Annotated in this window: 21 protein-coding genes; 20 read left to right on the plus strand and 1 reads right to left on the minus strand. The window is 68.4% G+C overall.

Going from position 1 to position 21,041, the window contains the following annotated elements; genetic code table 11:
• Window positions 1–108: 108 nt before the first annotated feature.
• The 6 genes from CAL11_RS07045 (at window position 109) to cysM (ending at window position 5,221) form a co-directional block, all read left to right on the plus strand.
• Window positions 109–423: a lipopolysaccharide assembly protein LapA domain-containing protein gene (locus tag CAL11_RS07045; RefSeq protein WP_003813353.1), complete on the plus strand. Its 315-nt coding sequence runs from the start codon at window positions 109–111 to the stop codon at window positions 421–423.
• Between the two features lie 42 nt (window positions 424–465).
• Window positions 466–1,686: a lipopolysaccharide assembly protein LapB gene (gene lapB, locus CAL11_RS07050; RefSeq protein WP_086092516.1), complete on the plus strand. Its 1,221-nt coding sequence runs from the start codon at window positions 466–468 to the stop codon at window positions 1,684–1,686.
• Window positions 1,683–2,624 (plus strand): D-glycero-beta-D-manno-heptose-7-phosphate kinase, encoded by a 942-nt coding sequence (rfaE1, locus tag CAL11_RS07055; protein WP_050458070.1) that lies wholly within the window; start codon window positions 1,683–1,685, stop codon window positions 2,622–2,624. The genes lapB and rfaE1 overlap by 4 nt, the downstream gene beginning before the upstream one ends.
• A complete protein-coding gene (gene rfaD / locus CAL11_RS07060; RefSeq protein WP_086092517.1) occupies window positions 2,621–3,610 on the plus strand; it encodes an ADP-glyceromanno-heptose 6-epimerase in 990 nt (329 codons plus the stop codon). Before rfaE1 ends, rfaD begins: the two co-directional genes overlap by 4 nt.
• 34 nt (window positions 3,611–3,644) lie before the next feature.
• On the plus strand, window positions 3,645–4,229 hold the full coding sequence (locus tag CAL11_RS07065; RefSeq protein ID WP_086092518.1) for a ComEA family DNA-binding protein: 585 nt from the start codon (window positions 3,645–3,647) through the stop codon (window positions 4,227–4,229).
• 80 nt (window positions 4,230–4,309) lie between these two features.
• Window positions 4,310–5,221, plus strand: coding sequence for a cysteine synthase CysM (gene cysM / locus CAL11_RS07070; RefSeq protein ID WP_033467722.1), 912 nt, complete (start codon window positions 4,310–4,312; stop codon window positions 5,219–5,221).
• Between the two features lie 57 nt (window positions 5,222–5,278).
• Here the strand turns inward: cysM and mltB are convergent, their stop codons facing one another.
• Window positions 5,279–6,424 carry a lytic murein transglycosylase B gene (mltB, locus tag CAL11_RS07075; RefSeq protein ID WP_086092519.1) on the minus strand — a complete coding sequence of 382 codons (1,146 nt, stop codon included), beginning with the start codon at window positions 6,422–6,424 and terminating at the stop codon, window positions 5,279–5,281.
• A 19-nt stretch (window positions 6,425–6,443) separates the two neighbouring features.
• On the opposite strand from mltB, the gene CAL11_RS07080 reads away from it, so the two are divergent.
• From CAL11_RS07080 to CAL11_RS07145, 14 genes are all read left to right on the plus strand, one after another.
• On the plus strand, window positions 6,444–7,358 hold the full coding sequence (locus tag CAL11_RS07080) for a histone deacetylase family protein (protein WP_086092520.1): 915 nt from the start codon (window positions 6,444–6,446) through the stop codon (window positions 7,356–7,358).
• A gap of 71 nt (window positions 7,359–7,429) precedes the next feature.
• The gene (locus tag CAL11_RS07085; RefSeq protein ID WP_086092521.1) at window positions 7,430–8,179 is read left to right on the plus strand and encodes an electron transfer flavoprotein subunit beta/FixA family protein; all 750 of its coding nucleotides are present in this window, start codon (window positions 7,430–7,432) and stop codon (window positions 8,177–8,179) included.
• A complete protein-coding gene (locus CAL11_RS07090) occupies window positions 8,179–9,108 on the plus strand; it encodes an electron transfer flavoprotein subunit alpha/FixB family protein (RefSeq protein WP_086091891.1) in 930 nt (309 codons plus the stop codon). Before CAL11_RS07085 ends, CAL11_RS07090 begins: the two co-directional genes overlap by 1 nt.
• 260 nt (window positions 9,109–9,368) lie before the next feature.
• Entirely contained in the window at window positions 9,369–11,195 is a 1,827-nt protein-coding gene (locus CAL11_RS07095) for an acyl-CoA dehydrogenase (protein ID WP_068926761.1), read from the plus strand.
• A gap of 82 nt (window positions 11,196–11,277) precedes the next feature.
• Window positions 11,278–11,919, plus strand: a complete 642-nt coding sequence (locus CAL11_RS07100; protein WP_033460156.1) for a peroxiredoxin — start codon at window positions 11,278–11,280, stop codon at window positions 11,917–11,919.
• Window positions 11,920–12,077: 158 nt separating this feature from the next.
• The gene (locus tag CAL11_RS07105) at window positions 12,078–13,112 is read left to right on the plus strand and encodes a sulfate ABC transporter substrate-binding protein (protein ID WP_033460154.1); all 1,035 of its coding nucleotides are present in this window, start codon (window positions 12,078–12,080) and stop codon (window positions 13,110–13,112) included.
• Window positions 13,113–13,126: 14 nt separating this feature from the next.
• The gene (gene cysT, locus CAL11_RS07110; RefSeq protein WP_033460152.1) at window positions 13,127–14,002 is read left to right on the plus strand and encodes a sulfate ABC transporter permease subunit CysT; all 876 of its coding nucleotides are present in this window, start codon (window positions 13,127–13,129) and stop codon (window positions 14,000–14,002) included.
• Window positions 13,999–14,898, plus strand: a complete 900-nt coding sequence (gene cysW, locus CAL11_RS07115) for a sulfate ABC transporter permease subunit CysW (RefSeq protein ID WP_086092522.1) — start codon at window positions 13,999–14,001, stop codon at window positions 14,896–14,898. Before cysT ends, cysW begins: the two co-directional genes overlap by 4 nt.
• 24 nt (window positions 14,899–14,922) lie before the next feature.
• Complete coding sequence (locus CAL11_RS07120; protein ID WP_086092523.1) at window positions 14,923–15,987, plus strand: sulfate/molybdate ABC transporter ATP-binding protein; 1,065 nt, start codon at window positions 14,923–14,925, stop codon at window positions 15,985–15,987.
• Window positions 15,984–16,736 (plus strand): phosphoadenylyl-sulfate reductase, encoded by a 753-nt coding sequence (locus CAL11_RS07125; protein WP_086092524.1) that lies wholly within the window; start codon window positions 15,984–15,986, stop codon window positions 16,734–16,736. Before CAL11_RS07120 ends, CAL11_RS07125 begins: the two co-directional genes overlap by 4 nt.
• 49 nt (window positions 16,737–16,785) lie before the next feature.
• Window positions 16,786–17,694 carry a sulfate adenylyltransferase subunit CysD gene (cysD, locus tag CAL11_RS07130; RefSeq protein WP_033460142.1) on the plus strand — a complete coding sequence of 303 codons (909 nt, stop codon included), beginning with the start codon at window positions 16,786–16,788 and terminating at the stop codon, window positions 17,692–17,694.
• 52 nt (window positions 17,695–17,746) lie between these two features.
• Entirely contained in the window at window positions 17,747–19,045 is a 1,299-nt protein-coding gene (locus CAL11_RS07135; RefSeq protein WP_086092525.1) for a sulfate adenylyltransferase subunit 1, read from the plus strand.
• 189 nt (window positions 19,046–19,234) lie between these two features.
• Window positions 19,235–20,509, plus strand: a complete 1,275-nt coding sequence (locus CAL11_RS07140; protein WP_086092526.1) for a PA0069 family radical SAM protein — start codon at window positions 19,235–19,237, stop codon at window positions 20,507–20,509.
• A 155-nt stretch (window positions 20,510–20,664) separates the two neighbouring features.
• On the plus strand, window positions 20,665–21,036 hold the full coding sequence (locus CAL11_RS07145; RefSeq protein WP_086092527.1) for a hypothetical protein: 372 nt from the start codon (window positions 20,665–20,667) through the stop codon (window positions 21,034–21,036).
• The last annotated feature ends 5 nt before the right edge of the window (window positions 21,037–21,041 follow it).

The raw sequence follows: 21,041 nt of genomic DNA on the forward strand, positions 1-21,041 counted from the left end.
TTGTACCGGCAAAGCCCCTTGCTTGTTCAAGGGGCTTTGTTTTTTCGGGCCGGCGGCGCGCCGCTTCCGCTTACAATTACTCGTCTTGAATTCTTTGGAGCATGCGTCATGCGCTACCTGGTCTGGGCCCTGCGATTGCTCGTGTTTGTGGCGGTTCTGATGTTCGCGCTCAAGAACACCAATCCCGTCGCCGTGACTTTCTACGCCGATTACGTGGTGCACGACGTGCCGCTGATCGTCGTCATGCTGGTTGTGTTCGTCGTCGGGGCCCTGTTCGGGCTGCTGCTGACCGTGCCGGCCGCCATGCGCCGCCGCCGCGAGGCCCTGCGCCTGCGCCGCGAAGTCGAGCGCCTGCAGGCGGCCGCCAGCGGCACGCCGCCGGTCGTCACGCCGGAAGCCGTCGCGCCGATGTCGCCGCTGTAACCCGGGGCGCCGTGTCCCTTCTTCCTACCGAGAGCCCGCGCTGTGGATTTTGAACCCTGGTGGCTGATATTCGTGCCGGTGCTGTTTGCGCTGGGATGGCTGGCGGCGCGCTTTGACTTCCGGCAGATGCTGCGCGAGACGCGCACGCTGCCCGATTCCTACTTCCGCGGCCTGAACTTCCTGCTCAACGAGCAGCCCGACCGGGCGATCGACGCGTTCGTCGAGGTCGCCAAGCTGGATCCCGAAACCACCGAGCTGCACTTCGCCCTGGGCAGCCTGTTTCGCCGGCGCGGCGAAATGGAGCGCGCCATCCGCGTGCACCAGAGTCTGCTGAGCCGCTCCGACCTGCCGGTGGCCGAGCGCGAACATGCGCAGCACGAGCTGGCGCAGGATTTCCTGAAGGCCGGCATGCTGGATCGCGCCGAAGGGGCGTTCGAGCAGCTCAAGGACACCCGCTACGCGCTGCCCGCGCTGCGTTCGTTGATCCGCATCTACGAATCCGAGCACGACTGGCCGCGCGCCATCGAGGCGGTCAAGACCTTGCACGGGCTGGTCGACGAACCCGTGCCGCAGATCGTGCACTATTACTGCGAGCAGGCGCAGGCCGCGCTGGCCGCCAAGCCGGTGGATTTCGACGCCGCCCATGCCGCGCTGGACGCGGCCGACCACGCCGCCGGCATGGTCGAGCGCGGCAACGTGCCGGCCAAGGCTTCGCTGGTGCGCACCGCCATGCTGCGCGCGCGCCTTGCCGCCCTCGAGAGCGATCCCAAGCGCGAGCGCCTGTATCTCGAATCCATTCTCACACAGGCGCCCGAATTCGCCGGGCTGGTGGCCGAGGCCCTGCTGACGAACTACCGGCAGGCCGACCAGGCCGCCGCCGGGTTGGCGATGCTGCAGCAGCAGTACCAGCGGCACGCTTCGCTGGACCTCTTCAACGTGGTGTTCCGCGAGCTGCGCGTGCAGCAAGGCGCGGCGCCCGCCTGGGCGTTCGCGCGCGAGGCGCTGCGCCATCATCCGTCCCTGCTGGGCCTGGACCGCCTGCTCGAGGCCGAACTGGCCTCGCCCGGCGCGCCCGCCGACGCCGGACCCGTGACGGGGGCCGACCTGACCCTGTTGCGCAGCCTCATCCATAAACATACCCAGCGCCTGGACCGCTATGCGTGCCGCAGTTGTGGCTTCCAGGCGCGCCGCTTTTACTGGCAGTGCCCCGGTTGCAATTCCTGGGAAACCTACGCGCCGCGCCGCCTGGAAGAACTCGAATGAATCAATACCCCGCTGAACGCATCGCCCGCGCCCGCGTGCTGGTCGTGGGCGATGTCATGCTCGACCGCTACTGGTTCGGCGAAGTCGACCGGATCTCGCCGGAAGCCCCGGTGCCCGTGGTGCGCGTGGCGCGGCGCGAAGACCGCCTGGGCGGCGCCGCCAACGTGGCGCGCAACGTGGCCGCGCTGGGCGCCCAGGTGACGCTGGTCGGGGTGGTGGGCGCCGACGAGGTCGGCCACCGCATCGAACGCATGGCCGCCGAAGAGGGCGTGCGCACCGACCTGGTATCCGACACCGAACACCCGACCACGCTGAAGATGCGCGTGCTCGGCCGCCAGCAGCAGCTGCTGCGGGTGGATTTCGAGCAGCACCCCGAGCCGGCCGCGCTCGAGGGCGTCAGCGCCGCCGTGGCGCGCCAACTGGCGCAGCACGATATCGTGGTGCTGTCGGACTACGCCAAGGGCGTGCTGGACCGGGTCGAGTCCATCATCGCCGCCGCTGTGGGCCATGGCCTGCCGGTGCTGGTCGACCCCAAGGGCGACCACTACGAGCGCTATCGCGGCGCCACGCTGGTCACGCCCAACCGGGCCGAAATGCGCGAGGCGGTCGGGCGCTGGAAAACCGAGGACGAACTGGCCGAGCGCGCCCAGCGGCTGCGCCTCGACCTGGCCCTGGAGGCCTTGCTCGTGACGCGGTCCGAGCAGGGCATGACCCTCTTTACCGACGCCGGGCGCGACCATGCCGACGCCGCCGCGCACGAGGTCTATGATGTATCGGGCGCCGGCGATACCGTGCTGGCGACCCTGGCCGTCATGCGCGCGGTGGGGCTGTCCTGGGGCGACGCGATGCGCTGGGCCAACCGGGCCGGCGGCATCGTGGTCGGCAAGCTGGGCACGTCGGTGGTGACCGCCGCGGAACTTGCAGGAGAATCAACATGATCGTGGTGACCGGCGCGGCCGGCTTTATCGGCAGCAACCTGGTGCGCGGCCTGAACCGGCGCGGCATCCAGGACATCATCGCCGTCGACGACCTGACCGACGGCGACAAATTCCGCAACCTGGTCGATTGCAGCATCGCCGACTATCTCGACAAGGACGAGTTCCGCGAGCGCGTGCGCAGCGGCAACCTGCCGGCCTTGCGTGCCGTGCTGCACCAGGGCGCCTGCTCGGACACCACCGAGCGCAACGGCCGCTACATGCTGGACAACAACTACCGCGTCACGCTGGAGCTGTTCGAGTACTGCCAGGCCGAGCGCGTGCCGTTCCTGTACGCCTCGTCGGCCGCCGTCTACGGCGGCTCGTCGGTGTATGTGGAAGACCCCGTCAACGAGCACCCGCTCAACGTGTACGGCTATTCCAAGCTGCTGTTCGACCAGGTGCTGCGCACGCGCATGGACAGCCTGACCGCCCAGGTGGTGGGGTTGCGCTATTTCAACGTGTACGGGCCGCACGAGCAGCACAAGGGCCGCATGGCGTCGGTGGCCTTCCACAACATGAACCAGTTCCTGGCCGAAGGCCATGTACGCCTGTTCGCCGGCTGGGATGGCTACGAGGACGGCGGGCAGAGCCGCGATTTCATTTCGGTGGAAGACGTGGTGGCGGTCAATCTGCATTTCCTCGACAACCCCGACCAGTCGGGCGTCTTCAACTGCGGCACCGGACGCGCCCAGCCGTTCAACGACGTGGCCGCGGCGGTGGTCAATACCCTGCGCGCCGAGCGCGGCGAGGCGGCGCTGCCGCTGGCAGAACTGGTCAGCCAGGGCCTGCTGCGCTATATCCCGTTCCCGGACGATCTGAAGGGGCGCTACCAGAGCTACACGCAGGCCGATGTCAGCCGGCTGCGCGCGGCCGGCTTCAGCGCGCCGATGCGCGATGTACAGACCGGCGTATCGGAATACGTGCGCTATTGGCGCGCCCTGAAGTAGCGGATTGGCCCCGGGTAATTGCCCGGGTGGATGTTTGCGTGCACCGCCGGCCCCGGCGTTCGCCAGGGCGGGCAAGATGGCTGCGGGGCGGATCGACCGGTTCGTCCGACAGGCATCCAAGGAGCACAGCATGAATCCGTTTTTGCACGATCCCGTCGCGCGTTGCGCCAGCGCTCCCGCTTGGCCGCTGGTGGGCCGCGGCCGGCCATGGCGGGCGCGCCTGCCCGGCGCCGCGGCGCGCGCACCGGCAGGCCAGGCGCCAGCCGGGCGCAAGCCGGCCCGAGAGCCGCTGGCGCGCTGGCTGGTGATGGCCGGTTGCGCGCTGGCCGCCGCGCCGGCCCATGCGCTGGACGTCAACACCGCCACCGTCGACCAACTCGAAACCGTGCGCGGCCTGGGGCCGCGCACGGCCCGGGTCATCATCGAAGAGCGCCAGCGGGGAGGCCGCTACCTGTCGCTCGACGACCTGTCCGAGCGCGTGAGCGGCATCGGCCACAAGAAAATACAGTCCTTGCAGGCGGCCGGCCTGACGGCCGGCCCGGCTGCGTCGGTCGCGGGCGCCCGGCCCGAGGCCAGGCCGGCGGGCGGAGCGCGCGCCAAGGCGGCCCCCGGTCGCTAGCCTGGCCGGCGGGGCGGGAGCCCCTGGCGCCAGCGCGGCTAAACCGCCCCGGCCGATCCGGGGCGGTTATTATCGGCGGCATGAGCACTCCTACCTACCCCACTATCGAGCAAACCGTCGGCAATACGCCGCTCGTGCGCCTGCAGCGCATTCCCGGCGCGGCCGGGCAGGCGCGCGGCAACGTGATCCTGGCCAAGCTGGAGGGCAACAACCCCGCCGGCTCGGTCAAGGACCGTCCGGCCCTGTCCATGATCCTGCGCGCCGAAGAGCGCGGCGAAATCCATCCGGGCGATACCCTGATCGAGGCCACCAGCGGCAATACCGGCATCGCGCTGGCCATGACGGCGGCCATGCGCGGGTACCGGATGGTCCTCATCATGCCCGACAACCTGTCGCTCGAGCGGCGCGCCGCCATGACCGCCTATGGCGCCGAGCTGATCCTCACGCCCGCCGCCAAGGGCGGCATGGAGTACGCCCGCGACCTGGCCACGGCCATGCAGGCCGAAGGCAAGGGCAAGGTGCTGGACCAATTCGGCAACCCGGACAACCCGCGCGCCCACATCGAGGGCACCGGTCCGGAAATCTGGAACCAGACGGATGGCCGCGTCACGCATTTCGTCAGCGCGATGGGCACCACCGGCACCATCATGGGCGTGTCCACCTACCTGAAGTCGCGCAACGCGGCGGTGCAGGTGGTCGGCGCGCAGCCGGCCGAAGGCTCGCAGATCCCGGGCATCCGCAAATGGCCCGAAGCCTACATGCCGAAGATCTTCGACCGTTCGCTGGTCGATGCCTACGAGTCCATCGCGCAGGCCGAGGCGGAAGCCATGGCGCGTCGGCTGGCCGCCGAAGAGGGCATATTCGCCGGCATTTCGTCGGCGGGCGCCTTGGTGGCGGCGTTGCGCGTAGCCGAGCGGGTCGAGAACGCCACCATCGTGTTCATCGTCTGCGACCGCGGCGACCGCTACCTGTCGACCGGCGTCTTCAACTGACGCGCGTCCGGGCGCGGCGTCCGCCCGCGTGGCGGGCCGAGCCGCGGCAGGACGGCGTCAATAGCCTGTGCGGGCCTGCAGTTCGGCCGCCAGGTCGGCCACGGCCGTGGCATAGAAGTAGCTGCGGTTGTAGTGCGTCAGGGCAAAGAAATTGGGCGTGGCGGTACGGTACTGCGCGGTGCCGCGCGCTTCCTCGACCAGGTCCACGATGCCCATGGGGTGTTCCTGCCAGGCGCCGCGTGCGGCGCCCGGTGCCGCACGCGCGCCGGCGGCCTGCAGGCCGTTCCAGTCCAGCGTCGGCGTAAGGCCGCCGGCCACCAGCGGCGCCGGATCGGCTGGCAACGCGACCGGCGCGAACACCGGCAGGCCGCGTTGCCAGCCATGTTCGACCAGGAAGTTGCCCACCGACATGACCGCGTCCGCGACGCTGTTGGTCAGGTCGATGTGGCCGTCGTCATCGCCGTCGACCGCATAGCGCATGATGCTGCCGGGCATGAACTGAGGCATGCCGATGGCGCCGGCGTACGAGCCGCGCGTCTCGGGGTCCAGCTTGCCCTGCAGCGCCAGGGTGATGAAATCGCCGAGCTGCCCGCGGAACATGTCGGCGCGCTCGGGCTTGGCGGGATCGGGGTAGTCGAACGCCAGCGTCGCCAGGGCGTCGACCACGCGGAAGTTGCCCACGTTGCGGCCATACAGGGTTTCCACGCCGATGATGGAGGCGATGATCGAGGCCGGCACGCCGTAGCGCTGGGCGGCGCGGTTGAGCAGGTCCTGGTTGGCGCTCCAGAATTCCACGCCCCAGGCGATGCGCTTGGGTTCGACGAAACGCCCGCGATAGGTCAGCCAGCTGCGCCAGATCTTCTTGCCCGAGGCGCCGGACGGCGCGATGAGGCGGGCGACGGTCGCGTTGTAGCGCGTGCTTTCCAGGCTGGCCAGCACTTGCGGCAGCGGCAGCTCGCGCTGCGTCGCCAGCTGTTCGGCGAAGACCCGGACTTCGGGCCGCAGTTCGCCGGCCGGCGTCAGCGTGGCGGGGCCTTCGTCGCTCAAGACGGGTTTGTCCGGGCCGATGCGGACGCGGTCGGCCTGGCCTGTGGCGGCCTGCGGGGAGATATGCTGGGCTTGGGGTGTTTGGCTGGAGGTGGCGCAGCCGGCCAGCAGGGCCGACAGCGCGCCGATTTGCAGGAATCGCCGACAGTTGAACATAATCTTCCTTATGGAGACTATGTATCTTACCCACCCGTCATGCCGCTTGCATGAAATGGGCGACTGGCATCCCGAGAGCCCGCAGAGGCTCGATGCCATTTCCGATCAATTGCTGGCCAGCGGCCTGCTGCCCTACCTGCAGGAGCGGCAGGCTCCGGAAGCCTCGCGCGCCGACATCCTGCGGGTGCATACGCCGGCCTACCTGGACAGCCTGCGCGCGCACCAGCCGGAGCAAGGCTATTACGCCATAGACGCTGACACGTCGATGAACCGCCACACCTACGAGGCGGCCCTGCACGCCGCCGGCGCGGGGGTGGCCGCGGTCGACGCGGTGCTGGGCGGCGAGGCCGTCACGGCATTCTGTTCGGTGCGTCCGCCTGGCCACCATGCCGAGCGCGACCACGCCATGGGATTCTGCTTTCTGAACAATATCGCGATCGCGGCCCGCCACGCGCTGGACTTCCATGGCCTGCAACGGGTGGCGCTGGTGGATTTCGACGTCCACCATGGCAATGGCACCGAACATGCCTTCGCGGGCGATCCGCGGGCGCTGATGTGCGGCTTCTTCCAGCATCCGTTCTTCCCCAACAGCGGCGCCGACGATCCGGCGCCCAATATGCTCAATGTGCCGGTGGCCGCCTATACCGGCGGCGCGGCGATACGGACGATCGTGCGCGACCAGTGGCTGCCGCGGCTGCACGCGCATCGCCCCGAACTGATCCTGATCTCGGCCGGTTTCGACGCCCATCGCGAGGACGATATGGCCCAGATGGGCCTGGTCGAGGCCGACTACGCCTGGATCACAGACCGCCTGGTGGAAGTCGCCGACCAGCATTGCCAGGGGCGTATCGTCAGCACCCTGGAGGGCGGTTACAACTTGTCAGCCTTGGGCCGCAGCGTGGTCGCGCATATACGATCCCTGTCGAAGCTGTAGAATCGGGAAAAAATTGTGCAATGCGGTCCCGGGTTTCGCCGGGTAATTATTGTTATTTTGGAGACTGCTGGATGAAGGTGCTGGTACCAGTCAAGCGCGTGGTCGACTACAACGTCAAGGTGCGCGTCAAATCGGATCAAACGGGGGTGGATATCGCCAACGTGAAGATGTCCATGAACCCGTTCGACGAGATAGCGGTCGAGGAGGCCACGCGGCTCAAGGAGAAGGGCGCGGTGTCGGAGGTGGTGGCGGTTTCTTGCGGCGTTGCACAATGCCAGGAGACGCTGCGCACGGCGATGGCGATCGGGGCGGACCGCGGGGTGCTGGTGCAGACCGACGCGGAGCTGCAGCCGCTGGCGGTGGCCAAGCTGCTCAAGGCGCTGGTGGACAAGGAGCAGCCGCAGCTGGTGATCCTGGGCAAGCAGGCGATCGACGACGACGCGAACCAGACGGGGCAGATGCTGGCGGCGCTGCTGGATTGGCCGCAGGCGACGTTTGCGAGCAAGGTGGAGCTGGGCGATGGGCAGGCGACGGTGACGCGCGAGGTCGATGGGGGGCTGGAGACGCTGTCGCTGAATCTGCCGGCGATCGTGACCACGGACCTGCGCTTGAACGAGCCGCGCTACGTGACGCTGCCCAACATCATGAAGGCCAAGAAGAAGCCGCTGGAGACGGTGAGCCCGCAGGACCTGGGGGTGGATGCGGCGCCGCGGCTGAAGACGCTGAAGGTGAGCGAGCCGCCGGCGCGCCAGGCCGGCATCAAGGTGCCTGACGTGGCCACGCTGGTGGACAAACTGAAGAACGAAGCGAAGGTGGTGTGATGACGACGCTGGTAATTGCCGAACACGATAACGCGCAGTTGAAGGGCGCGACGCTGAACACGATCGCCGCGGCGTCCAGGCTGGGTGGCGAGGTGCACGTGCTGGTGGCGGGCTCGGGCGCGCAGGCGGTGGCCGAGCAGGCCGGGCAGGCGGCCGGGGTGTCCAAGGTGCTGCTGGCCGATGCGCCGCAGCTGGCCGAAGGGCTGGCCGAGAACCTGGCCGCGCAGGTGCTGGCGGTGGCCGGCGGGTACAGCCACATTCTGTTCGCGGCCACGGCCTCGGGCAAGAACGTGGCGCCGCGGGTGGCGGCCAAGCTGGATGTGGCGCAGATCTCGGACATCATCGGGGTGGAGTCGGCCGATACGTTCCAGCGGCCGATCTACGCGGGCAACGCGATCGCCACGGTGCAGTCGGGCGATGCGGTCAAGGTGATCACGGTGCGCACGACGGGCTTTGACGCGGTGGCCGCGCAGGGCGGGTCGGCGGCGGTCGAGGCGCTGGAGGCGGTGGCCGATTCGGGGCTGTCGCGCTTTGTGGGCCGGGAGGTGGCCAAGAGCGACCGTCCGGAGCTGGCCGGCGCGCGGGTGGTGGTCTCGGGCGGTCGCGGGCTGGGCAGCGCGGAGAACTTCAAGATCCTGGATCCGCTGGCCGACAAGCTGGGCGCGGCGCTGGGGGCTTCGCGCGCGGCGGTGGACGCCGGCTACGCGCCCAACGACTGGCAGGTGGGGCAGACGGGCAAGATCGTCGCGCCGCAGCTGTACGTGGCGGTGGGCATCTCCGGGGCGATCCAGCACCTGGCGGGCATGAAGGACTCCAAGGTCATCGTGGCCATCAACAAGGATCCGGAGGCGCCGATCTTCGGGGTGGCCGACTACGGCCTGGTGGGCGACCTGTTCCAGCTCGTGCCCGAGCTGACCGGCGCGCTCTGAGCGCTGCCGCGCACAGGAAAGCCGCGGGCCGACGCCCGCGGTTTTTTTTGGTCCATGCGCGGCATGCCGCCGTCCGCAAAGACGCCCGCGTGGTTACATCTGCCGCCCGGAATGAGGTTGCCCTGCGTGGCGAGGCCGATTATCGTCGCTTGGCATACCTTACGAAATCCGCTGGCGCGCCGCGCCGCGCCGCGCCGGCGCGCGCCATGCGGAATCCTGGCCGCCCTGACCGCCAGCCGCATCAAGACTACGGAGACAAAATGACTTACGCCACACCGTTGCAGGATTTCCGCTTTGCGCTCAATGAGCTGGCCGGGCTGGAAGAAATCCTGAAACTGCCCGGGTTCGAAGAGGTGACCCCGGACCTGGTGGACGCCATCCTCGAAGAAAACGCGCGCTTCGTGCAGCAGGCCATCGCGCCGCTGAACGTGGCCGGCGATACCAAGCCGCCCGTCTGGAACGATGGCCAGGTGACCACCACGCCGGGCTTCAGCCAGGGTTTCGCGGACTATACGGCGGGGGGCTGGCAAGGCCTGCAGCATCCGCAGCAGTGGGGCGGGCAGGGCCTGCCCAAGGTCGTGGCGGCGCCGGCGGGAGAAAACATCCAGGCGGCCAGCCTGGCGTTTTCGCTGTGTCCCATGCTGACCGATGGCGTGATCGAGGCGCTGCTGACGGTGGGCTCCGAGGCGCAGCGGCAGACATACGTGCCCAACCTGATCGGCGGAAAATGGACCGGCACCATGAACCTGACCGAGCCGCAGGCCGGCTCGGACCTGGCCCAGGTGGCCACGCGCGCGGTGCGGCAGGACGATGGCAGCTACCGCCTGAGCGGGCAGAAGATCTTCATCACCTATGGCGAGCATGACCTGGCCGAGAACATCATCCACCTGGTGCTGGCGCGCACGCCCGATGCGCCGGCCGGGGTCAAGGGGATCTCGCTGTTCATCGTGCCCAAGTTCCTGGTCAACGGGGACGGCTCGCGCGGCAAGCGCAACGATGTGTGGTGCGCCTCGCTGGAGCACAAGCTGGGCATCCATGGCAGCCCGACCGCGGTGCTGCTGTACGGCGCCGGCAAGGGCGAGGTGGGCGAGGGGGCGGTGGGCTATCTGGTGGGCGAGGCCAACCGCGGCCTGGAATACATGTTCATCATGATGAATGCCGCGCGCTATTCGGTCGGCCAGCAGGGCATAGGCGTGTCCGAGAGGGCATACCAGCATGCGCAGGCCTACGCGCGCGAACGCGTGCAGGGGCGCGCCATCGAAGGATCGGCCGCGCCGGTGACCATTGCCCACCACCCCGATGTGCAGCGCATGCTGCTGACCATGCGGGCGCTGACCGAAGCGGCCCGCGCCGTCTCCTACGTGGCGGCCGCCGCGCACGACAAGGGCACGCATCATCCCGACGCCGAGGTGCGCGCCCGCAACCGCGCCTTCTATGAATACCTGGTGCCGATCGTCAAGGGCTTCTCGACCGAATCGGCCGTGGAAGTGGCATCGCTGGGCATCCAGGTGCATGGCGGCATGGGTTTCATCGAAGAGACCGGCGCCGCGCAGCATTATCGCGATGCGCGCATCCTGCCCATCTACGAGGGGACGACCGCCATCCAGGCCAACGACCTGGTGGGACGCAAGACGCTGCGCGACGGCGGGGCCACGGCCCATGCCTCGATCGCGGCCATGCGCGACACCCTCAAGGCGGTGGCGGCCGAGGCGCAACGCGCCGATACGGCCGACCACACCGCCTTGCGCGTGTTGCGCGACAATTTCGACCAGGCCATCCAGTCCTATGAGGACGCGGTCGAATTCATTCTGGCGCACGCCGCGTCCAATGTGCGCGCGGTGTATTCGAGCAGCGTGCCTTATCTGATGCTGGCCGGCGTGGTTCACGGCGGCTGGCAGATGGCGCGCGCGGCATTGGCGTGTCGCCGCCACCTGGCCGCCGGGTCCGGCGATGATTTCCATCGTCACAAGCTGGGCACGGCCCTGTTCTACGGCGCGCACATCCTGCCGCGCGCCCTGGCCCTGGCGGCGGCGGTGCGCGCCGGCGATGTGGCCGATTCGTGCGGCAGTATGGCCGATATCGCATAAAGTTATATGCCTTACGTATTTCCCCCTAAATAGGTTTGATGCAAAAATCAGAGCGCCACTTAACCTGAAGCAGGAGACGTCAATGGGTCAACTCCGTCTGGGCGATACCGCCCCCGATTTCGAACAAAAATCCTCCATCGGTCCCCTCCGCCTGTACGACTACCTGGGCGACAGCTGGGGTGTGCTGTTTTCGCATCCGGCCGATTTCACGCCGGTCTGCACCACCGAGCTGGGCTACACCGCCAAGCTGGCCGGCGAGTTCGCCAAGCGCAACGTCAAGGTGCTGGCCCTGTCGGTGGATCCGGTCGATTCGCACACCAAGTGGATCGACGACATCAACGATACGCAGTCGACCACGGTCAATTTCCCCATCCTGGCCGACGACGATCGCAAGGTGTCCGAGTTGTACGACATGATCCATCCCAACGCCAACGCCACCCTGACGGTGCGCTCGGTGTTCGTGATCGATCCGGCCAAGAAGGTGCGCCTGATCATCACCTATCCGGCCAGCACCGGCCGCAACTTCGACGAGATCCTGCGCGTGATCGACTCGCTGCAGCTGACCGACAGCCACAGCGTGGCCACGCCGGTCAACTGGAAGGATGGCGAGGACGTGATCATCGTGCCGTCGCTGAAGGACGAAGCCGTCATCAAGGAGAAGTTCCCCAAGGGCTACAAGGCGCTGCGTCCGTATCTGCGCATCACCCCGCAGCCGAATAAGTAAACCGGCCGCTTCGGCAGGAACGCTCCGCAAGGAGCGTTTTTTTTTGCGCCGCGCGCCTTATGCCCTGAGGCGATGAGCAACCAAAAAATGAGTCGTTCCGTTCAGTAGGAGCGGCCGGCACACTTGCATCCATCCCACTATTCTCGAAGGAAGCAGGTATGCCACGCAGCACAGCAGGTATCCGCGGCGCCATCGTGGCGCTGGCGACGATTTTCTCTCTGGGCCTGCCGCTGGCCGTGCAGGCGCAGGCAAAGCAGACGCTGCTCAATGTTTCCTACGACCCCACCCGCGAGTTGTACCGTGCGGTGGACGAGGCCTTCATCAAGGACTACCAGGTCCGCGCCGGCGTGGACCTGACGGTGCGCCAGTCGCACGGCGGCTCGGGCCGCCAGGCTCGCTCGGTGATCGATGGCCTGGATGCCGACGTGGTGACGCTGGCGCTGGCCTACGACATCGACGCCATCGCCGACCGCGGCCTGTTGCCGCAGGACTGGCAGAAGCGCCTGCCGCGCAACAGCTCGCCCTATACCTCGACCATCGTGTTCCTGGTGCGCAAGGGCAATCCCAGGCAGATCCATGATTGGGACGACCTGGTCAAGGACGGCGTGCAGGTGATCACGCCCAACCCCAAGACTTCGGGCGGCGCGCGCTGGAACTACCTGGCGGCCTGGGCCTATGCGCTGGCGCGCAACGACGGCAGCGAAGCCAAGGCGCGCGAGTTCGTGGGCCAGTTGCTCAGCCATGTGCCGGTGCTGGACACGGGTGCGCGCGGCTCGACCACCACGTTCGTCGAGCGCGGCGTGGGCGACGTGCTGCTGGCCTGGGAAAACGAGGCCTTCCTGGCGCGCGAGGAGCTGGGGCCCGACAAATTCGACATCGTGGTGCCGTCGCTGTCCATCCTGGCCGAGCCGCCTGTCGCCGTGGTGGACAAGGTGGTCGATCGCAAGGGCACCCGCGCCGCCGCGCAGGCCTATCTCGAGTACCTGTATACGCCGGCCGCCCAGGAAATCATCGCCCGCAATTTCTACCGGCCCACCGACGAGACCGTGGCGGCCAAATACGCAAGCCGGTTTCCCAAGCTGAAACTGGTGACCATCGACGACCCGATCTTCGGTGGCTGGCGCAAGGCGCAGAAGGATCACTTCAGCGACGGCGGCACCTTCGACCAGATCTATCAGCCTCAGCGGAAATAGCAGGGTCCAGCCACATGTCCATGGCCATTCTTTCCGGGCCCGCGCCGACGGCGGCGCGGCGCCAGCGCCCCGGCGTATTGCCGGGCTTCGGCATCTCGATGGGGTACGCCGTGCTGTACCTCAGCCTGCTGGTGCTGGTGCCGCTGGCGGCCCTGCCGATCAAGAGCCTGGAGTTGGGCTGGGCCGGCTTCTGGGATACGGTCACCGCGCCCAGGGTGGTGGCCTCGTATCGCCTGACATTCGGCGCGTCGCTGCTGGCGGCGCTGGTCAACCTGGTGTTCGGTACCATCGTCGCCTGGGTGCTGGTGCGCTACCGCTTTCCCGGCAAGAAGATCGTCGACGCCCTGGTGGATCTGCCGTTCGCGCTGCCCACCGCGGTGGCCGGCATCGCGCTGACCGCGCTCTATTCGGCCAACGGCTGGTTGGGCGCGCCGCTGCAGCGCTGGTTCGACCTGAAAGTGGCGTTCACGCCGCTGGGCATCGTGGTGGCGCTGATCTTCATCGGCGTGCCGTTCGTGGTGCGCACGGTGCAGCCGGTGCTGGAGGATGTCGAGCGCGAGCTGGAAGAGGCCGCCGCCAGCCTGGGCGCGGGCCGCTGGCAGACCATACGCCGCGTGCTGCTGCCCGCGCTGCTGCCGGCCTTGCTGACCGGTTTCGCGTTGGCCTTCGCGCGCGCCATCGGCGAGTACGGCTCGGTGGTGTTCATCGCCGGCAACATGCCCATGATTTCGGAGATCACCCCCTTGCTGATCATCTCCAAGCTGGAACAGTACGACTACGCCGGCGCCGCGGCGATCGCCACCGTCATGCTGGCGCTGTCGTTCGCCTTGCTGCTGGTCATCAATCTGCTGCAAGGCTGGCAGGCGCGCCGCGGCGGGAGGCAGCCATGAGCCCGGCCGATCACCGGCCCGCCCACCTGACCGAGCCGCGCTGGGTGCGTGCGCTGCTGCTGGGCGCGGCGCTGGCGTTCCTGACGCTGTTCCTGCTGGTGCCGTTGGCCGCGGTGTTCACGGAGGCCTTGCGCAAGGGGTGGCAACTGTACCTGGCGGCCATCGTCGAGCCCGATGCCTGGGCGGCCATCCGCCTGACCGTGCTGGTGGCCGCCATCGCGCTGCCGGTGAACCTGGTGTTCGGCGTGGCGGCAGCCTGGGCGGTCACCAAGTTCCAGTTTCGCGGCAAACAGTTGCTGATCACCCTGATCGACCTGCCGTTCTCGGTTTCGCCGGTGGTGGCAGGCATGGTGTTCGTGCTGCTGTTCGGGTCGCAAGGCTGGTTCGGCCCCTGGCTGCAGGACCATGACTGGAAGATCGTGTACGCGGTGCCGGGCGTGATCCTGGCGACGCTGTTCGTCACGTTTCCGTTCATCGCCCGCGAGCTGATCCCGCTGATGCAGGCGCAAGGCAGCGAGGAAGAACAGGCCGCGTTGACGCTGGGCGCCAGCGGCTGGCAGATCTTCTGGCGCGTCACGCTGCCCAATATCAAGTGGGGGCTGCTGTACGGGGCCATCCTGTGCAATGCCCGCGCCATGGGCGAGTTCGGCGCGGTCTCGGTCGTGTCCGGACAGGTTCGCGGCCTGACCAACACGATGACCTTGCACGTCGAGATTCTCTACAACGAGTACCAGTTCGCGGCGGCCTTCGCCGTGGCCTCGCTGCTGGCCCTGCTGGCGCTGGTGACGCTGGCGGCCAAGCAGGTCGTCGAATGGCGCAACCAGCAGCTGTCGCCGCGCCAGGCCGAGGCGCCCGCGCACGCCGGCGCGCTGGCGGTGCGGCCGGCGGCAGCCTGAGCGCCGTTTACCAGGAGACGATTCATGAGTATCGAAGTTCGCGGTCTGTCCAAGCGGTTCGGCGCATTCCGGGCGCTGGACGAGGTTTCGCTGCATATCGAGACGGGCGAGCTGGTGGCCCTGCTCGGGCCGTCGGGCTGCGGCAAGACCACCTTGTTGCGCATCATCGCCGGACTGGAATCGGCCGATGCCGGCAGCGTGCTGTTCGCCGGCGAAGACGCCACCGACGTGGACGTGCGGCAACGCCAGGTCGGCTTCGTGTTCCAGCATTACGCGTTGTTCAAGCACATGACGGTGTTCGAGAACGTCGCCTTCGGACTGCGCGTGCGGCACCGTTCGCAACGCCCCTCGGAGGCGCGGATCCGCGCCAAGGTGCTGGACCTGCTGGGGCTGGTGCAGCTGGACTGGCTGGCCGACCGCTATCCCGCCCAGCTCTCCGGCGGGCAGCGCCAGCGGATTGCCCTGGCGCGCGCCCTGGCGGTCGAGCCGCGCGTGCTGCTGCTGGACGAGCCGTTCGGCGCGCTGGATGCCAAGGTGCGCAAGGAGCTGCGCCGCTGGCTGCGTCGCCTGCACGACGAGCTGCACGTGGCCAGCGTCTTCGTCACCCACGACCAGGAGGAAGCCCTGGAAGTGGCCGACCGCGTCGTTCTGATGAACGCCGGGCGCATCGAGCAAGTGGGCTCGCCGCGCGAGGTCTGGGAGCGGCCGGCCACGCCGTTCGTCTACGGTTTCCTGGGCGACGTCAACCAGTTGCATGGCCATGCCACGCGTGGCGTGTGGCGCCTGGGCGAGGTGGCGCTGCCGGCGCCGGACCTGCCCGAGGCCGACCACCAGCGCGCGATCGCCTATGTGCGTCCGCACGAGATCGACCTGGCCCGGGCGGGCACGGCCGTGGCCGGCATCCCCGTGCGCCTGAACCATGTGTACCTGGCCGGACCCAGCGCCTATCTCGAACTGGCCCGCCAGGACAATCAAGCCATCATCGAGGCCCAGGTGCCCGAATCCCTGTTCCGCAGCCTGGGCCTGCAGGAAGGCGAGGCGCTGCTGGCCCAGCCGCGCCGCGCGCGCGTGTTCGCGGTGCAGCCATGATGGCGGCCCGTCCCCTTGCCGCCATCGCCGGCCTGACGGCCGCCGCCGCCGCCCGCTGGCACGACTTGCAGTCGCGCCTGGCGATCATCGCGCGGCAGTATCCCGACGCGGCGCTGGCTTCGTCGCTGGCGGCCGAAGACATGGTGTTGACCCATGCCATCTATGCCGGCGACCTGGACCTGGAGGTGTTCACCCTGGATACCGGCCGGTTGCATGCCGAGACGCTCGGCGTGCTGGACGCGGTGGCCACGCGCTACGGGCGCGCCATCACGGTCTACCGGCCCGACGCCGCGGCGGTGCAGGCCCATGTGGACGCGCACGGCATGCACGCCTTCTATGAAAGCGTGGCGCTGCGCAAGGCCTGTTGCGAAATCCGCAAGGTCGAGCCCCTGCGCCGCGCGCTGGCCGGGCGCGGAGCCTGGATCACCGGGCAGCGCCGTGCGCAATCGGCCACCCGTGGCGAGCTGCCCGACGAGGAACGGGACCCCGTGTTCGGCCTGTACAAGTTCAACCCGCTGGCGGCCTGGAGCGAGGCCGATGTGTGGAGCGTGATCCGCGCGCTGGGCATCCCCTACAACCCGCTGCACGACCAGGGCTACCCGTCCATCGGCTGCGAACCGTGTACGCGCGCCGTGCGCCCGGGCGAGGACGTGCGGGCCGGCCGCTGGTGGTGGGAGTCGTCGGACTCGAAGGAATGCGGCCTGCATGCCGGCAACCGGGTCATCCAGATCGCGGCCCGGCCCGCCTGAGGCCCGGGCCGTCACAGACATCGATAACGCAGAAAGAAAGGAAACGCCCATGAGCGCCGTCATGACCCGCAGCCATCTCGATTGGCTCGAATCCGAAGCGATATTCATCCTGCGCGAGGTCGCGGCCGAATGCGCCCGGCCCGCGCTGCTGTTTTCCGGCGGCAAGGACTCGGTCGTCCTGCTGCGGCTGGCCGAGAAGGCCTTTCGTCCGGGCAAGTTCCCGTTTCCCTTGCTGCACATCGACACCGGGCACAACTACGACGAGGTGATCGCCTTTCGCGATGCCCGCGCCGCCGAGCTGGGCGAGACGCTGCTGGTGCGCAGCGTCGAGGACTCGATCGCCCGCGGCAGCGTGGTGCTGCGGCGCGAGACCGACTCGCGCAACGCCGCCCAGGCCGTGACCCTGCTGGAGGCGATCGAGGAGCTGGGGCTGGATGCCTGCATCGGCGGCGCCCGGCGCGACGAGGAAAAGGCGCGCGCCAAGGAGCGCATCTTTTCCTTCCGCGACGAGTTCGGCCAATGGGATCCCAAGGCCCAGCGTCCGGAACTGTGGAGCCTGTTCAATACCCGCGTGCACCGGGGCGAGAACATGCGGGTCTTCCCGATTTCCAACTGGACCGAACTGGACGTGTGGCAGTACATCCAGCGCGAACGCCTGGCGCTGCCGTCGATCTACTACAGCCATACCCGCGAGGTGGTGCGGCGCAAGGGGCTACTGGTGCCAGTCACGCGCCTGACGCCGCCGGACGAGGGCGAAACCGTCGAGCGGCTGGCGGTGCGCTTTCGCACCGTGGGCGATATCTCGTGCACCTGCCCGGTGGCTTCCGAGGCGGCCGATGCGGCCGCCATCATCGCCGAGACCGCGGTCACCGACATCACCGAGCGCGGCGCCACCCGGATGGACGACCAGACCTCCGAGGCGTCAATGGAACGCCGCAAGCGCGAAGGCTATTTCTGAGCCCGCCGATACCTGAACACCGGCGCGCCGGGCGCGCCTACTGGGGACCTGCATGAACGCTTTGAACGATTCTTTCCTGGCCGGCGCCGACAACGGCGTGCTGCGCCTGATCACCGCCGGTTCGGTCGACGACGGCAAGTCGACGCTGATCGGCCGCCTGCTGTATGACAGCAAGGGCGTCTTCGCCGACCAGCTCGACGCCATCTCGCGCGCCAAGCACAAGCGCGTGGCCGGCGACGGCATCGATTTCTCGCTGCTGACCGATGGCCTGGAGGCCGAACGCGAGCAGGGCATCACCATCGATGTGGCCTACCGTTATTTTTCGACGCCCCTGCGCAAGTTCATCATCGCCGACGCGCCGGGCCACGAGCAGTACACGCGCAACATGGTGACCGGGGCGTCCACCGCCGATGCCGCCATCATCCTGGTCGACGCGACGCGGGCGGCCGACGGGCAGTTGCTGGCGCAGACCAAGCGCCACAGCGCCATCGCGCGCCTGCTGGGCATCAAGCACATCGTGGTCGCCGTCAACAAGATGGACCTGGTCGACTGGGACCGGGCCGTGTTCGAGCGCATCGGCGCAGCCTACGGCGAGCTGGCGCGCCGGCTGGCGCTGCCGGCGTTTCACATCCTGCCGCTGTCGGCGTTGCATGGCGACAATGTCGTCAACCTGTCGCCGCGTTCGCCCTGGTACGAAGGACAGCCCTTGCTGACCCTGCTCGAAGGGCTGGACCTGGCGGGAGACGGCCGCGACCTGCCATTGCGCCTGCCGGTGCAATGGGTGGCGCGCCACGGCGGCGAACGGGCCGACGATTTTCGCGGCTACGCCGGCCGCGTGGCCAGCGGCGTGCTGCGTCCAGGCGACGAAGTCGTGGTGCAGCCGTCCGGGGTGCGCGCGTGCGTGCAGCGGGTGCTGGCCTTCGACGGCGAGCTGCGGGAGGCGGTCAGCGGCGACTCGGTGACGGTGATCCTGGATCGCGATGTCGATGTCTCGCGCGGCGATGTGCTGGCGCATGCGCAGGCGCCGGCGCGCGTGGGGCGCGAGTTCGACGCGCAGCTGTGCTGGCTGGATGCGCGGCCGCTCAATCCCGCGCGCCGCTATCTGCTCAAGCATGGCACGCGGCTGACTTCGGCGAAGATCAGCGCGGTGCATACGCGGCGCGACATCCATGAACTGCAGGAGGTGTCCAACGCCGATGGCGCATTGCACATGAACGATATCGGCCGCGTCTCGCTGCTGACGCGCGAGACCTTGGCGACCGATCCGTACGCCGCGATCGCGGCCACCGGCGCGTTCATCCTGATCGACGAGGCCACGCACCAGACGGCGGCCGCCGGCATGCTCGAATAGGTGGCCGCAAGGCCTTCCGCCAGGCTGTTGTTTTTAATCCAAACCCTTGCTGGACGCGGCTTTCCGGGCGATTTCCAAAGGATGAAATGATTTCCCCGGACGGCGCCGCCGTCTTGGGGTAAATTCGATGCATGGCTCGCAAGGGCTGCGGGGCTTGTCAAAAGTACTGTGTTTTTGTACAGTGCATTCATGGCAAGCACCGAACATTCTTTTTCCGCCGGTTTTGGGTCCCCGGCTGCCGCCCCCGCCGCCTTGCGCGGTCGGGGTGCGGTTACTAATGTTTCGCACCGCTTCCAGCAAACCGACCGGGTCCGCGTCGACGATGGCTGGGCCAACCCCGACTACACCGCAGGTTCCGACGCAGCCGCTCTGGCGCTGGGCGCCGGCGCGCCCGGGCAGGGCGGGCGGCGGGCCATCCCCATCGCCGTAGAGGGCGATGATGCGTCCCCGAATGCTTGCGCCCAGGCGCCGGCTCCGCGCACCACCGTGCAGGCCGAGCAAGCCCGCAAGATGCTGTCGCGCAACGACTCTCCCGACATTCCGTTCGACGTGGCGGCCAATCCCTACCGGGGCTGCGAGCACGGCTGCGTGTACTGCTACGCACGGCCCACGCATGCCTACCTGGGCTATTCGCCGGGGCTCGACTTCGAAACCCGCCTGGTGGCCAAGGCCAACGCGGTCGCCGCGCTGCGCGCCGAGCTGGCCCGTCCCGGTTACCGCGCATCGCCCATCAACATCGGCTCGGCCACCGACGCCTACCAACCCATCGAGCGCACCTGGCGCCTGACGCGCGGCATGCTCGAACTGCTGCTGCAGACACGCCATCCGCTCACCGTGGTGACCAAGAACGCCCTGGTCGAGCGCGATCTCGACCTGCTGCAGGAGCTGGCGCGCCAGAATCTGGTGACGGTATTCGTCAGCATCACCACGCTGGATGCCGCCATGGCCCGCACGCTGGAGCCGCGCGCCTCGGCGCCGTACCGGCGGCTGCAGACGGTGCGCACCCTGGCGCAGGCCGGCGTGCCGGTGGGCGTATTGGTGGCGCCGGTCATCCCGTTCATCAACGACGAATCCCTCGAGCACATCCTGGACGAGGCCAGCGCGGCTGGCGCCTGCTACGCCAGCTACACCGTGCTGCGCCTGCCCTGGGAAGTGAAAGAGGTCTTCGAAACCTGGCTGCAGGCGCATTTCCCGGATCGGGCCCAGCGCGTGCTGCACCGTATCGAAGACCTGCGCAACGGCCGGCGCAACGATACGGCCTTTGGGTCGCGCATGCGCGGCACCGGCATCTGGGCCGATTTGCTGCGTCAGCGTTTTGCGCTGGCCACGCGCAAGCTGGGCCTGAACCGCCACCGCCCCGAACTCGACACGCATCGGTTCATTCCGCCGCTCGAGCCCGGCTTGCCGCCGGCCCGCGGCCGGCGCGAGGCGCGCGTCCAGCCCGGGCAACTGGCCTTGTTTTAGCGGCGCGTCGCCGCAGGCGCCTGGCGCCGCCGCGACGTTGCCAGTGGTAAGGGGGCCGCGCCCGTCGCGGCAGTGGTTGGAAATGCATTCCGCGGCGTGGTCCGCGCAGAGCCGGGGCCTCGAAGCCCGCCGGCTTCAACACCAGGAGAGTCGACATGACTATCGCTACGACGCTTGACGCTGCAACATCCTTGCCGACGGCCATGCCTGGCCGCACTTTGGGCGCGTTGCGCCGCCTGGCGCGCGCATGGGCCGGCGCGGCCGTGCCGCAGCGCAAATGGCCGTTCCCGCCGACGCCGCCGGGCCAGGCGCAGCCTTGCACGGCCAGCCAGCCCCGGCCTGCCCAGGCTGTCCAGCCTGCCCAGGTCCAAGCCCAGGCCCAGCCGCTTCACGCTCAGGCCGGGCTTGGCGACGCGGCGGCGCAAGTATTGAGCACCAAGGCCAAGATCATCGACGTGCTGCTGGTGGCGGTATGGGGCGCCATGATTCCGGCGCTGATGTGGCTGGGCGCGGCTGGCGGGTTCTGATCCGG

The organism is Bordetella genomosp. 6 (genome assembly GCF_002119705.1).
In the GTDB taxonomy this organism is placed as follows: domain Bacteria; phylum Pseudomonadota; class Gammaproteobacteria; order Burkholderiales; family Burkholderiaceae_B; genus Bordetella; species Bordetella bronchiseptica_F.